Genomic DNA, 12,084 nt, shown 5'->3' with positions numbered 1-12,084 from the left:
ACGGCCGTAGGCCCGGCGTCCTCCCCGCCGACGTGCTGCTGCACCGGGTCGCGGCCCGGGTCGCGGCTCGCGGTGCCGCGTTGTGGGAGTGAGGGCGCATAGGGTCGGCAGCCCGTGGACTTCTACGGCCCCGTGAAAGGAGCCCCGCCGTGACCGACGAGTGGACGACGCGCATCCCCGTGATCATGGACTGCGACACCGGAGTCGACGACGCCCTCGCCCTGCTGTTCGCCGTCCGTCACCCGGGGCTCGATCTGCGCGCGGTCACCTGTGTCGCCGGGAACACCGACGTGGACGGCGTCGTCCGCAACACCCTGACCGTGCTGGAGCGGGCGGGCGCCGGGGACGTTCCCGTCGCCCGCGGGGCCGAGCGGCCGCTGATCGAGCCCGCCCGTTCGGCCCGGCATGTGCACGGGGCCGACGGGATGGGCGACCTCGGCCTGCCCGTGCCCGCCCGCACCCTGGCCGACGTGGACGCCGTGACCCTGCTGCGCCGCGAGATCCTCGCGTCCCCCAGCCCGGTCACCCTGATCCCGACGGCCCCGCAGACCAACATCGCCCTGCTGCTGCGCACGCATCCGGAGGTGACCCGCAACATCGAGCGGATCGTCTTCATGGGCGGCGCGGTGGCCACCGGGAATGCCACGCCGGTCGCCGAGTTCAACGTCTGGCACGATCCGGAGGCGGCCGCGATCCTGCTCACCGCGGGGGTGCCGATCACGATGTACGGCCTCGACGTGTTCACCCGGGTCGTCGTCCCGGGGACGGACGTACGGCGGCTGCGCGCGAGCGCGGAACCCGGCGCCCGCCTGGCCGGCGACCTTCTCGCCCACCGCCCGGCCTCCCCCGGCCCCGACGGAGACGACCCGGCGGGCGGCCTCGGCGACGCGGGCGCCGTCTGCGCGGTCGCCGACCCGGCCGGCATCACCACGCGCCGACTGCCCGTCGAGGTGTCCCTGGCCCCCGGCCCCACGCGAGGCCAGACGGTCGTCGACCGCCGCCCGCGCCCCGGCGAGTCCGAGATCCACGACGGGGTACGCGAACAGGCCCTCGTGGACGTGGCGTTGGACGTGGATGTCGAGCGGTACGTGCGGTTGTACCTGGAGACCGTCGAGGGGGACAGGCCCTAGGTGTATTGACCCGCAGGGTTGTTCACGCGGGTGATGGGTGGCTGGCCTCCGAGTGCGGTGTGGCATCGGTGATGGTTGTAGCTGTGCAGGAAGCTGTCCAGGGCGGCGGTGCGCTCGGTGTTGCTGGTGTAGGGGCGGACGTAGGCCCATTCGTCGAGCAGGGTGCGGTTGAAGCGTTCGACCTTGCCGTTGGTCTGCGGCCGGTAGGCGCGGGTGCGCCTGCCGGTCGCGCCGGAAGTTTCGCGCTCGCGGTGATTTCCCGGCAATGTGGACAGACTTCCGTGTGTTGACGTTGTTCCAGTTGCCGTCGTTGTTCCGGAGGGAGCCCGCGTGACCGACCTTTCGTCGAGGAACCCCGACTGGTGGCGGCAGGCCGCCATCTACCAGGTGTATCCGCGCAGCTTCGCCGACGCCGACGGCGACGGGCTCGGTGACCTCAGGGGCGTCACCGAGCGCCTGACCCATCTGAGCACGCTCGGCGTGGACGCCCTGTGGCTGAGCCCGTTCTACCCGTCCGAACTGGCCGACGGCGGCTACGACGTCGCCGACCACCGTGCCGTCGACCCGCGCCTCGGCACCCTGGACGACTTCGACGCCCTGGTCGCCGAGGCGCACCGGCTGGGCCTGAAGGTCGTCGTCGACCTCGTCCCCAACCACACCTCGCACCTGCACCCCTGGTTCCAGGAGGCCCTGCGCGCGGGTCCCGGATCCCCGGCCCGCGACCGCTACGTCTTCCGTCCCGGCCGGGGCCGGGAGGGCGAACTCCCGCCCACCGACTGGCAGTCGGTCTTCGGCGGCAGCGCCTGGCGCCGGATCCCCGACGGCGACTGGTATCTCCATCTCTTCGCCCCCGAACAGCCCGACCTCGACTGGGACCACGACGAGGTACGCGCCGACTTCCGCACCACTTTGCGCTTCTGGTCCGACCGGGGCGTGGACGGCTTCCGCGTCGACGTGGCCCACGGCCTGGCGAAGGACCTCGCCGAGCCGCTGCGGGACGTGGGCGACCTGGGCGTGACGGGCGAGGAGTCCCTGGTACGGGTGGCCCCAGGCACGCACCCCTACTGGGACCGGGACGAGGTCCACGAGATCTACCGCGACTGGCGCACGGTTCTCGACGCCTACACCCCGCCCCGCACGGCGGTCGCCGAGGCCTGGGTACCGGCCGCCCGCCGCGCGCTGTACGCCCGCCCGGACGAACTGGGCCAGGCGTTCAACTTCGAGTATCTCGAGACGAGTTGGGGCGCGACCGAGCTGCACGCCGCCATCACGGAGGCCCTGTCGACGGCCCGCACGGCGGGCGCCTCCGCCACCTGGGTCCTGTCCAACCACGACGTGATCCGCCACGCGTCCCGGCTCGCGCTGCCGCCCGGCACGGACGAGAACGCATGGCTGCTGTCCGGGGGCCGCTCGCCCTGGGTGGACCCCGACGCCGGGCTGCGGCGCGCGCGGGCGGCCACGCTGCTGATGCTCGCGCTGCCCGGATCGTCGTACGTCTACCAGGGCGAGGAACTGGGCCTGCCCGAGGTCGCCGACCTGCCCGCCGCGGCCCTCAAGGACCCTGTCTGGGAACAGACGGACCACACCCGCAAGGGCAGGGACGGCTGCCGGGTGCCGCTGCCGTGGACGAGAACGGGCCCCTCGTACGGCTTCGGCCCGGCGCCGGCGTGGCTGCCGCAGCCGCCGTCCTTCTCGTCGTACGCCGTCGAGGCGCAGGCCGGGGTGACGGGTTCGACCCTGGAGCTCTACCGCACGGCCCTGCGCCTGCGCCGCAAGCTGCTGGAGGGCGAGTCCCTGACCTGGGCACCCGAAACCCCGCCCGGCGTCCTGCACTTCGCCCGCTCCGAGGCCTGGCGGTGTGTCACGAACCTGTCGGACACATCGGTGCCGCTGCCCCGGGGCGAGGTGCTGCTGAGCAGCGGGACGCTGCCGGAGGACGGGGGGCTGCCGCCGGACACGACGGTGTGGCTGGGAGGGTGAGTCCCGGCCGGCCCCAGAGCCTCACCCGATCGTGGGACTGGGACTGGGCGTGACCTGCCCGCCGCCCGCACCCGTGTCCCCCGCCGGCGGAGTGAGTACCACCTGCGGCTGGCCGGGGACGGGCGGCAGTGGAGTCATGTCCTCGGCGGGCAGCTTCGGCGGGGTGGTCTGCTGGAACAGCACCTGGTCGAAATTGACCAGTCCGGTCTTCTCCATGACCGTGATGTGGTCGAGGACGGTGGTGTTGGCCTGATCGGCCAGGGCGCGCACCAGGGTGTTGTTCGTGGTGGACCGGATCTTCGCGACGGTCGTGAAGATCTGCCCGTGCGTGATGCGGAGGATGTTGGCGAAGTCGGTGTCGAACTTGTTGCCGCTGTCCGCGTTCAGCGTGTTGATGAACCCCTGCTGCTGCGCGCTCGGCTGGTTGGGGATGACGATGTCGAGCTGTGGGGCGATCGTCCGGCAGGTGGCGTCGAGCGCGGCGTGCCCCGAGATCAGATGCTGCCCCGCGACGAGAACTCCCTTGCTGGTCCCCTTCTTCAGGGCCATCTGCCCGACCGGGTACTCCCACAGTCCGGCCGCCCGCACCTTCACCACGAAGTCCCGGTCCGCCTCCGTGAGCGGCCCCCACTGCGTCTGGGCGATGACCCGTGACGGCGAACTCGAGACGGTGGTCAGCCCCAGCATGCTCGGGTAGGCAAGCGCCGCGAGGGTCAATGTGAGGGCACCGCCCACGAACAGAGTCCCCGTAGCGTTCCGCGAAAAGCGCACCGTGCCTCCTGCCCGGTCGTACATCCCGCCCTGAAGCGGTTCGGCCACCGAGAGGTACGGACGCGGAAGCGTGGGAACTCAATGGTTTCGGCAAAGAACCAAGGCGGTCGAACAGGGTTGTTCTTGGTCTGCGTTGGGGAAACGTTGACCGGTTCGTGGGAGAGTCCGAGGGAAGGGCTGGCCTACCTTCGCCGCATGCCCCCACACGCTCGGTCCCAAGTGCCCGCCGCGCTGCCCGTGTTGCCGTACCGCAAGCCCACCAAGGGGCGTGACTACTGGGTTCTGGACGATGTCCTGCCCGAGGTGGACGCCGTGCGGGAGCGGTGTCTCGCCAAGGACGACTGGGTCAAGGGGTATCCGTACACGTCGGAGACCTGGCCGGGGCTGCGCACCATGCCGGGGCTCGAACCCGCCGAGCTGGGGCGGGTCGAGCGGCTGGTGAAGAAGGCCACCGGGGCCAAGGAGCTGTGGGTGCAGAAGGCGCCCGGGGGCGGCACGCTCAACCACAACTGCGTCCAGGTGGTGGGCGAGGGGGAGAGCGAGCCCCGGCCGCACACCGACTCGCGCGCCCTGTGCCGGTACGCCGCCGTGCTCTATCTCAACCCCGCCGTGCCCAAGGACTGCGGGACCAGCTTCTTCCGGCAGTCCCTGCCCGGCGGCCGGCTCGGCGGCAACGTCGTCCAGGCCCCGCACAACAACCTCGTCGAGGCCCTCGGCACGCGCTTCGTCGCGCCGGACGCGTTCGAGGAGGACGTGCGTGTGCCGCACAAGTACAACCGGCTGCTCCTCTACAACGCCAACCTCGTGCACAGCGCGACCGGTTATTCCGGCACGACGCTGGAGGACAAGCGGATGACGGCCGTCTTCTTCTGGATGGCCTGAGCGTCCGTCGCGTGCCACCCGTGAGCCCCTTCACCTGTTCGGCGTAATACCCGTGGTGGAGGGCCCGTCCTGGCCGGATCGTCGTAGGCGAGATGCACGACAGGGGGCGGTCAGGGGATGACGGTGGAGGTACGACATGGCACAGCAGGTGCACGCGACCAAGCCGGCGAACAGCGGCTGGGTCTCCGGTGGAATCGTCTTTGCGGGTGTTCTGATGCTGGTGAACGGCATCCTCGCGATCCTCCAGGGCATCTCCGCGATCGCCGCCGACGACGTGTGGGCGCGCGTCGGTGCCTACGTCTACAAGATCAACCTCACCGGCTGGGGCTGGATCCTGGTCGTACTGGGCGTCGTGGCCGTCATCGCCGGTGTCGGCATCCTCAAGGGCTTCGAATGGGCGCGGGCCGTCGGTATCGCCCTGGCGTCGCTGAGCATGGTCCTGCAGTTCCTGTTCCTGCCGTACGCGCCGATCTGGTCGATCGTCATGATCGCCATCGACATGTTCGTGATCTGGGCCCTCGCGGTGTACCACCCGGAGAAGCACGCGGCGTGAGGTGACTACCGGGGCGTGAGTGACAGCGTTCCCGGGTGCGTGGTGGCATGGGGGCATGGAGTTGAGGGAGCTGAGGGCGTTCGTCGCGGTGGTGGAGGAGGGCGGGCTGTCGGCCGCCGCGCGCCGACTGCACATCAGCCAGCCCGCGCTGTCGCAGACCGTCGGCGGGCTCGAACGGCAGCTGGGGGTCAGGCTGTTGGTGCGCGGCAGTACGGGGGTGCGGGCCACCGAGGCGGGGACCGCGCTGCTGGGCGAGGCCCGCGCGGTCCTCGCCCGGCACGAGCAGGCGCTGCGGGTGATGGCCCGCTACACCGGACCGGGTGGCGGGGCCCTGCGGATCGGGATTCCGCTGGAGCTGCCGGCCGGGCTGCTCGACCCGGCGCTGGCGGAGCTGGCCGAGGCGCATCCGGACACGCGGGTGCAGGCCCGGCATCTGTCCACGGCCGAGCAGCTGACCGCGCTGCGCGCCGGTGAGCTCGACGTCGGCTTCCTGCGGGAGCGGCCGGCCGGGCCGGAGTTCGACGCGCTGCTCGTCGTACGGGAGCGGCTGGGCGTCCTGCTGGCCACGGAGCACGCCGCCGAGCTCGCCGGGCCGGACGGCATCGCCCTCGACGCGCTGGTCGGTCTGCAGTGGGTGGGGTTCCCACGCTCCGGCAGCCCCGCGTGGTTCGACGAACTGACGGCGATCCTGCGCGGACACGGTCTCGACCTGGGCCCGGACGCGCCGGAGGGCCAGGCGCTGATCGCCGACGTGAAACTGGCCGCGGTCGCCGCCGGCCAGTCCTTCACACTGGCCCCACCCGCCTGGCACCAACCACTCCCCGACCACGTGACCTGGTCCCCACTGACCGGCCACCCCTTGGTACGCCGCACCTGGGCGGTCTGGCCGGCCGACTCGACCCGCCGCGACCTGGGCTTCTTCATCGCGACGCTGGACAGGACGGCGGGGGGCTGAGCGGGGGCGGTCACCGGGGGCCGGTGACCGTGCGGCCACCGGCCCGGCGCGTGAGGCGGGCGTACGGCCCCCCGCGGCCGCCTGGCGTACCGTCCGCACGTCAGGCTGGCGGCCGGGGGCTGTGTGCCCACCGGCCCGGCCCGCCGTGTGAGACGGGCGTACGGCTGCGGCCGTTGGGGGGCCGGTGACCGTGCGCCACCGGCCCGGCGCGTGAGGTGGGTGCACGGTGCCGAGCGTCGGACCGGCGTACGGCCCCGCGCGGCAGTCCGGCGTATGGCCCGCACGTCAGGCCGGGGTCCGGGGGCTGTGTGTCCACCGGCCCGGCGCGCGAGACAGGCGTACGGCCGCGCGCGGCCGTCCGGCACGCGGCCCGCCCGGCGGCCCGGCGTACGGCCGCGCGCGGCAGCCCGGCACGCGGCCCGCTCGGCGGCCCGGCGTACAGCCCGAGCGTCATTCCGGCGCCCCGCCCCTCACACCGCCGTCCGCCCCCCGTCCACCGCCAGCAGTGCGCCCTGGACGAAGCTCGACGTGTCGCTCGCCAGGAAGGCGACCGCCTCGGCGATCTCCGTCGGGGCTGCGGGGCGGCCCGCCGGGGCCTGGGCGGCGAGGGCGTCGAGGTTGTCGCCCATGTCGGCCGTGCCCTCGGTCCGGGTCGGGCCCGGGGCCACGGTGTTGACGCGCACGCCGCGCGGGCCGTACTCGGCGGTCCACGCTTTGGTCAGGGCGTTCAGCGCCGCCTTGCTGGAGGCGTACAGGGCCATCCCGGCGACGCCGTACGTCGCGACCATCGTGCTGACGTTCACGATCGCCCCGTGCCCGCGCTCGGCCATGCCCGGTGCCAGCTCGGCCACCAGGTGGAACGGGGCCTTCACGTTCAGGTCGTAGACCGCGTCGACATCGCTCGCCGACGCCTGTTCCGTCGGCCCGAACGGGAAGACGCCCGCGTTGTTGACGAGGATGTCCACCCGTCCGCCGCCCAACTCGGCGGCCTCGCGGGCCAGCCGTCGCGCCGACGCCGCGTCCCGCAGGTCGGCGGCGACGAAGTCCGCCTTGCCGCCGCGCGCCCGGACCGCGGAGACCACCGACTCGCCGCGTGAGGCATCGCGCCCCGCGACCAGCACATGCGCGCCCCGCTCGGCGAGCAGCGTCGCGGTCGCGGCGCCGATGCCGCTGGTCGCCCCGGTCACCAGCGCCACGCGTCCGGTCAGATCACGTCCGGTCAGATCAACAGAAGTCATGAGGGCCGTCCTTCGTTTCGAGATGGGGATGTCCGAGTCACCTCCGCGAGGTGACGCGAATCCCAAGGCCCGGCACCGGTCCGGGATTCCGGTCCGGCCATAGGCGGATCCGAGGGCCGTCATAAGCGGGGCGGTGGCGAAAGGCGGCGGTTATGGCCGCCCTCGGCGAGGCGCATGGCCGCCGTGCGATGCACGGTGGGAGAGGGGCCGTTGTACGACACGGACAGCACACCGATCGCGAGGCGAGGAAACGATGAGCGAAGCACCTGAAACCCAGGACAACGGCGTGTACGACGTGATCGTCCTCGGCGCCGGCCCCGTCGGCCAGAATGTCGCCGACCGGGCCCGCGCCGCAGGTCTCTCCGTGGCCGTCGTGGAGCGCGAGCTCGTCGGCGGCGAGTGCTCCTACTGGGCCTGTGTCCCCAGCAAGGCCCTGCTGCGGCCGGTCATCGCGGTCGCCGAGGCCCGCAGGGTGGACGGCGCCCGGCAGGCCGTCACCGGGCCGCTCGACACGGAGGCCGTGTTCGCCCGCCGCGACCGGTACGTCACCGAGTGGGACGACGGCGGCCAGGCCCTGTTCGTGAAGGGCATCGGCGCCGACCTGTACCGCGGACACGGCCGTATCGACGGTCCCCGCAGGGTCACCATCACCAGCGACGACGGCGCCCGGCACACCCTCACCGCCCGGCACGCGGTGGCCCTCGCCACGGGCAGCAAGCCGGTGCTGCCCGACGTGCCGGGCATCGAGGAGGCCCGGCCCTGGACGAACCGGCACGGCACCGACTCCTCCGCCGTGCCCGCCCGGCTCGCCGTCGTCGGTGGCGGCGGGGTCGGCGTCGAGATGGCCACCCTCTGGCAGGGGCTCGGCTCACACGTCACCCTGCTCGCCCGCCACACGCTGCTGCCCCGCATGGAACGCTTCGCCGGCGAACTGGTCGCCCAAAGCCTGACCGAGGCGGGCGCGGACGTGCGCACCAACGTGCGGGTGACCGCCGTACGCCGCCCGGACCCGGCCGGACCCGTCACCCTCTTTCTCGACGACGGCACCGAACTCGAGGCCGACGAGGCGCTGTTCGCGACCGGCCGCAGGGCCGCCACCGACGACCTCGGTATGGACACCATCGGCCTCACCCCCGGCACTTGGCTGGACGTGGACACCACCGGCCTGGTCGAGGGCGTCGACGGAGCGTGGCTGTACGCGCTCGGCGACATCAACCACCGCGCCCTGCTCACGCACCAGGGCAAGTACCAGGCGCGGACGGCGGGCGACGCCATCGCCGCGCGGGCCGCAGGCCGGCCGCTGGACGACGCGCCCTGGGGCGACCACGCCACCACCGCGGACCAGCACGCCGTACCGCAGGTCTTCTTCACGGACCCCGAGGCGGCGGCCGTCGGACTGAGCGCCGAGCAGGCGGAACGCGCCGGACACCGCGTGCGGACCGTCGACCTCGACATGAACGCCGCGCAGGGCGCCAACCTGTTCGCCGACGGCTATCCGGGCCACGCCCGGCTGGTGATCGACCGCGACCGGGACGTGCTGCTCGGGGCGACGTTCGTCGGTCCGGGGGTCGGTGAACTGCTGCACTCGGCGACCGTCGCGGTCGTCGGCGAGGTGCCGCTCAAGCGGCTGCGGCACGCGGTCGCCTCGTTCCCGACGGTCAGCGAGATCTGGATCTTCCTCATCGCGGCGGCGCGCGACGCCGAGGACTGAGTCCGAGGAGTCTGGCGCGGGGGTGCGCCGTACGACAGGATGCGCGGATGGCTGATCACATAGCGCGCGCCCCCGCCCTCCGGCCGGTCGCCCTCGTGGCCCGGTGCGCCTCCGTCATGCTGCTGCTCGCCGGCGCGGCCTGGGCGGCGCGGGCGGTGTGGGAGATCCGGCTCGCGGTGGCCGGGGAGCCCGCGTCCGGCCCGCCGGACCAGGGCGGCGGCACGCACCGCCAGCTGACCGCGCTGGAGAACTCGTACCACTCGGTCTCCTCCCTCGGCGGCGGCGTCGCCCTGCTCTGCGCGGCCGTGTTCCTGTCGTGGCTGTGGCGGGTCCGGGACAACGCGCGCGTGCTCTCGGGACAGAAGCCCCGGTACGCCGGGTTCTGGGTCTACCTCGGCTGGATCGCGCCGATCGTGAATCTGTGGGTGCCGCGCGGTCTGATCGCGGATGCCCACCTGGCGAGCGACCCGGACCGGCCCGCGCCGCTCGTGCTGAACGTGTGGTGGGTCCTGTGGCTGCTCGGCACCTTCAGCGGTGTCGGCTTGGTCTACGACGACGGCGCGGACCAGGTCATCGCCCGCGCCTACTCCGAGGTGTGGCCGCTGCTGGCGTCCGACGCTGCCGTGATCGGCGCGGCCGTGGCCGGGGCACTCATGGTCCGCACGGTCACCGAGGCCCAGCTGCGGCGGGCGGCGACCTGGACGCGACCGGCGGCCGATGTCCCGGCGTCGGAGCCGATACGACCGTAACGTTCATGTGCATGTGGGCAGGGCCGGACACAGACGGGGTACGGGACTCACCATGACCACCATCGCCATCATCGGGGCGGGCCCCGGGCTGGGATCCGCCGTCGCGCGCCGCTTCGGCCGGGAGGGGTACGACGTCGCGCTCGTCGCCCGTGACCGGGCGCGGCTCGACGCCCTGGCCGCCGAGCTGGGCGCAGAGGGAGTCACGGCGCGCGGGTTCACCGCCGACGTGCGGAACCCGGAGTCCCTGGCGGCCGCGCTGGACGAGGCGGCCGCGGCGCTCGGCCCGGTCGAGGTGCTGCAGTACAGCCCGGTCCCGCAGCGGGACTTCATGCGGCCGGTGCTGGAGACCACGTACCAGGACCTGGTCGGACCGGTCGAGTTCTCCGTCTACGGTCCCGTCGCCGCTGTACAGCGGGTGCTGCCCGGTATGCGCGCCCTGGGCCGCGGCACGATCCTGTTCGTCAACGGCGGCACCGCCGTCGTCCCGCACCCCGACCGCGCCGGCACCTCGATCGCCTTCGCCGCCGAGAGCGCGTACGGCCATCTGCTGCACGACACCCTCGCCGCCGACGGCATCCATGTCGCGCAGCTCGTCATCCCCGGCGCGATCGTCCCGGGGCACGAGCGCAAGGACCCGGCCGTGCTCGCGGACACCCTGTGGGACCTGCACCGCACCCGGCACGGCTTCCGCCACTACGCCGACGACCTCGACGGCTGAGGGCGCATGACGTCCGAGGGGGGTCTGGAGGACATACGCCGCGACAAGGAACTCGCCGTCTGGTTCGGCGGGGCGTCCGTCGCGGTCTGGTTCTGCTGCCCGTTCTGGATGCTCACCTGCTTCGTTGCGCTGCCGCTCGGCCTGATCGGCCTGGTGTGCGCCTGCATCGAGCACCTGGAGGCGCTGGATGGTCGCGCGAGCCGGCCCCGGGCCGTGGTGGGCGGTCTGCTGTCCCTGGTGGGGACACTGGCCGCGATCGCGTATCTCGTGTTCCTGTTCACGCACCCGGACCTGCCCGCCCAGGGCTGATACCGCCTGAGACCACGGCGCCCGCACCCACGGTGGCGGAACACCGGTTCTACGTCACGATGGTGATGTTGTCCGGATTTGCACCCTGCAAGGGGGTCAAGATGGCTGTGGAAATCCCTCCCCTGGTCAAACCCTCCGTGCTCAGACGCCGCGGTGGCCTCCTGGGCGAATGCCTGGCTGAGTTCCTGGGGACGTTCGTTCTCATCTCCTTCGGTTGCGGCGCGGTCGCCATGGCGGTGGCGGCGCTGCCCGGATCGGGCCGTGCCGCCACGACCACGACGATCTTCCTGGCCGCGGGCGACTGGCTGCTGGTCACCTGGGGCTGGGCCATGGCCGTCGTCTTCGGCATCTATGTGGCCGGCGGCGTCAGCGGCGCGCATCTGAACCCGGCGGTGACGCTGGCGTTCGCCGTGCGCCGCAAGTTCCCGTGGATCAAGGTCGTGCCGTACTGGATCTCGCAGGTGATCGGCGCGTTCGCCGGCGCAGCGCTCGTGTATCTCGTCTACCACGACGCGATCAACACCTACGACGCGACGGTGAAGGGGCCGAAGACGAACGGGCACACGGTCGCCACGTTCTCGATCTTCGCGACGTTCCCGGCGCCGTACTTCCACGGCGGGGTCTGGGGCCCGCTGATCGACCAGATCGTCGGCACCATGTTCCTGGTGATGCTGATCGTGGCTGTCATCGACCTGCGCAACACTGCGGTGAAGGCGAACCTCGGGCCGCTGGTCGTCGGCTTCGCGGTGGCCGCGATCGGCATGTCGTACGGGGCGAACGCGGGGTACGCCATCAACCCGGCCCGTGACTTCGGGCCGCGCCTGCTCACCTGGATCGCGGGCTGGAACCAGCTGGCGTTCCCGGGGAGTTCGCCCGGTGCGTACAGCAACTACTTCTGGATCCCCATCGTCGGCCCGCTCGTCGGCGGGATGATCGGGGTGCTGGTGTACGACCTGTTCATCGGCGACGTCCTGCAGCTGCGCGCAGAGATGGGCGAACTTCCGGAACCCGGCCGGACCCGGCCCGTGACGACGTCCGACGAGGAGTGAGCGGCCCGCGGCCGCCCGGCGGAAGGCCCCGGTGCCGAC

12 protein-coding genes and 1 pseudogene are annotated in these 12,084 nt (G+C 72.4%); 10 read left to right on the top strand and 3 right to left on the bottom strand.

The features are described 5' to 3' along the window. Window positions 1–185: 185 nt before the first annotated feature. On the top strand, window positions 186–1,130 hold the full coding sequence (locus ACFYXB_RS05680; RefSeq protein ID WP_389578644.1) for a nucleoside hydrolase: 945 nt from the start codon (window positions 186–188) through the stop codon (window positions 1,128–1,130). Here the strand turns inward: ACFYXB_RS05680 and ACFYXB_RS05675 are convergent. Continuing rightward, window positions 1,127–1,363 (bottom strand): annotated as a pseudogene (locus ACFYXB_RS05675) (integrase core domain-containing protein); the annotation flags it as partial. The gene ACFYXB_RS05680 and the pseudogene ACFYXB_RS05675 sit on opposite strands and share 4 nt — an antisense overlap. A 97-nt stretch (window positions 1,364–1,460) precedes the next feature. Between ACFYXB_RS05675 and ACFYXB_RS05670 the strand changes: the two are divergent. Beyond that, a complete protein-coding gene (locus ACFYXB_RS05670) occupies window positions 1,461–3,110 on the top strand; it encodes an alpha-amylase family glycosyl hydrolase (protein WP_389578066.1) in 1,650 nt (549 codons plus the stop codon). Window positions 3,111–3,131: 21 nt separating this feature from the next. On the opposite strand, the gene ACFYXB_RS05665 is transcribed toward ACFYXB_RS05670, so the two are convergent. Next, window positions 3,132–3,845 carry a DUF4142 domain-containing protein gene (locus tag ACFYXB_RS05665; RefSeq protein WP_389578641.1) on the bottom strand — a complete coding sequence of 238 codons (714 nt, stop codon included), beginning with the start codon at window positions 3,843–3,845 and terminating at the stop codon, window positions 3,132–3,134. 231 nt (window positions 3,846–4,076) lie between these two features. Here ACFYXB_RS05665 and ACFYXB_RS05660 point away from each other — a divergent pair, with 231 nt between their 5' ends. The 3 genes from ACFYXB_RS05660 to ACFYXB_RS05650 all read left to right on the top strand — a co-directional run bounded on the left by ACFYXB_RS05660 (window position 4,077) and on the right by ACFYXB_RS05650 (window position 6,271). Then, window positions 4,077–4,763, top strand: coding sequence for a DUF6445 family protein (locus ACFYXB_RS05660; protein ID WP_351351568.1), 687 nt, complete (start codon window positions 4,077–4,079; stop codon window positions 4,761–4,763). A gap of 136 nt (window positions 4,764–4,899) precedes the next feature. Further along, a complete protein-coding gene (locus ACFYXB_RS05655; protein ID WP_389578063.1) occupies window positions 4,900–5,316 on the top strand; it encodes a hypothetical protein in 417 nt (138 codons plus the stop codon). A 55-nt stretch (window positions 5,317–5,371) separates the two neighbouring features. After that, window positions 5,372–6,271 carry a LysR family transcriptional regulator gene (locus ACFYXB_RS05650; protein ID WP_389578060.1) on the top strand — a complete coding sequence of 300 codons (900 nt, stop codon included), beginning with the start codon at window positions 5,372–5,374 and terminating at the stop codon, window positions 6,269–6,271. A 470-nt stretch (window positions 6,272–6,741) separates the two neighbouring features. Here ACFYXB_RS05650 and ACFYXB_RS05645 read toward each other — a convergent pair whose 3' ends face one another. Further along, complete coding sequence (locus tag ACFYXB_RS05645) at window positions 6,742–7,509, bottom strand: SDR family NAD(P)-dependent oxidoreductase (RefSeq protein ID WP_389578057.1); 768 nt, start codon at window positions 7,507–7,509, stop codon at window positions 6,742–6,744. A gap of 253 nt (window positions 7,510–7,762) precedes the next feature. Between ACFYXB_RS05645 and ACFYXB_RS05640 the strand changes: the two genes are divergently transcribed. From ACFYXB_RS05640 to ACFYXB_RS05620, 5 genes are all read left to right on the top strand, one after another. Next, window positions 7,763–9,220, top strand: coding sequence for a dihydrolipoyl dehydrogenase family protein (locus ACFYXB_RS05640; protein WP_389578054.1), 1,458 nt, complete (start codon window positions 7,763–7,765; stop codon window positions 9,218–9,220). A gap of 47 nt (window positions 9,221–9,267) precedes the next feature. Continuing rightward, window positions 9,268–9,969, top strand: coding sequence for a DUF4328 domain-containing protein (locus tag ACFYXB_RS05635; protein ID WP_389578052.1), 702 nt, complete (start codon window positions 9,268–9,270; stop codon window positions 9,967–9,969). A gap of 52 nt (window positions 9,970–10,021) precedes the next feature. Continuing rightward, complete coding sequence (locus ACFYXB_RS05630) at window positions 10,022–10,687, top strand: SDR family NAD(P)-dependent oxidoreductase (RefSeq protein ID WP_389578049.1); 666 nt, start codon at window positions 10,022–10,024, stop codon at window positions 10,685–10,687. A gap of 6 nt (window positions 10,688–10,693) precedes the next feature. After that, the gene (locus ACFYXB_RS05625) at window positions 10,694–10,996 is read left to right on the top strand and encodes a hypothetical protein (RefSeq protein ID WP_351358568.1); all 303 of its coding nucleotides are present in this window, start codon (window positions 10,694–10,696) and stop codon (window positions 10,994–10,996) included. Window positions 10,997–11,097: 101 nt separating this feature from the next. Next, on the top strand, window positions 11,098–12,045 hold the full coding sequence (locus tag ACFYXB_RS05620) for an MIP/aquaporin family protein (protein WP_389578047.1): 948 nt from the start codon (window positions 11,098–11,100) through the stop codon (window positions 12,043–12,045). Window positions 12,046–12,084: the final 39 nt, after the last annotated feature.

Origin of the sequence: Streptomyces sp. NPDC002619, from assembly GCF_042889305.1 — a bacterium.
In the GTDB taxonomy this organism is placed as follows: domain Bacteria; phylum Actinomycetota; class Actinomycetes; order Streptomycetales; family Streptomycetaceae; genus Streptomyces.
Note: the sequence above shows the minus strand (reverse complement) of the source record. Positions and strands in the feature narration are given on the sequence as shown.

Bases quoted from the DNA above. Each gene is read 5' to 3' on its own strand.
- ACFYXB_RS05630 (WP_389578049.1), top strand. From the start codon at position 10,022: ATGACCACCATCGCCATCATCGGGGCGGGCCCCGGGCTGGGATCCGCC.
- ACFYXB_RS05655 (WP_389578063.1), top strand. From the start codon at position 4,900: ATGGCACAGCAGGTGCACGCGACCAAGCCGGCGAACAGCGGCTGGGTC.
- ACFYXB_RS05620 (WP_389578047.1), top strand. From the start codon at position 11,098: ATGGCTGTGGAAATCCCTCCCCTGGTCAAACCCTCCGTGCTCAGACGC.
- ACFYXB_RS05640 (WP_389578054.1), top strand. From the start codon at position 7,763: ATGAGCGAAGCACCTGAAACCCAGGACAACGGCGTGTACGACGTGATC.
- ACFYXB_RS05635 (WP_389578052.1), top strand. From the start codon at position 9,268: ATGGCTGATCACATAGCGCGCGCCCCCGCCCTCCGGCCGGTCGCCCTC.
- ACFYXB_RS05625 (WP_351358568.1), top strand. From the start codon at position 10,694: ATGACGTCCGAGGGGGGTCTGGAGGACATACGCCGCGACAAGGAACTC.
- ACFYXB_RS05660 (WP_351351568.1), top strand. From the start codon at position 4,077: ATGCCCCCACACGCTCGGTCCCAAGTGCCCGCCGCGCTGCCCGTGTTG.
- ACFYXB_RS05680 (WP_389578644.1), top strand. From the start codon at position 186: ATGGACTGCGACACCGGAGTCGACGACGCCCTCGCCCTGCTGTTCGCC.
- ACFYXB_RS05650 (WP_389578060.1), top strand. From the start codon at position 5,372: ATGGAGTTGAGGGAGCTGAGGGCGTTCGTCGCGGTGGTGGAGGAGGGC.
- ACFYXB_RS05645 (WP_389578057.1), bottom strand. From the start codon at position 7,509: ATGACTTCTGTTGATCTGACCGGACGTGATCTGACCGGACGCGTGGCG.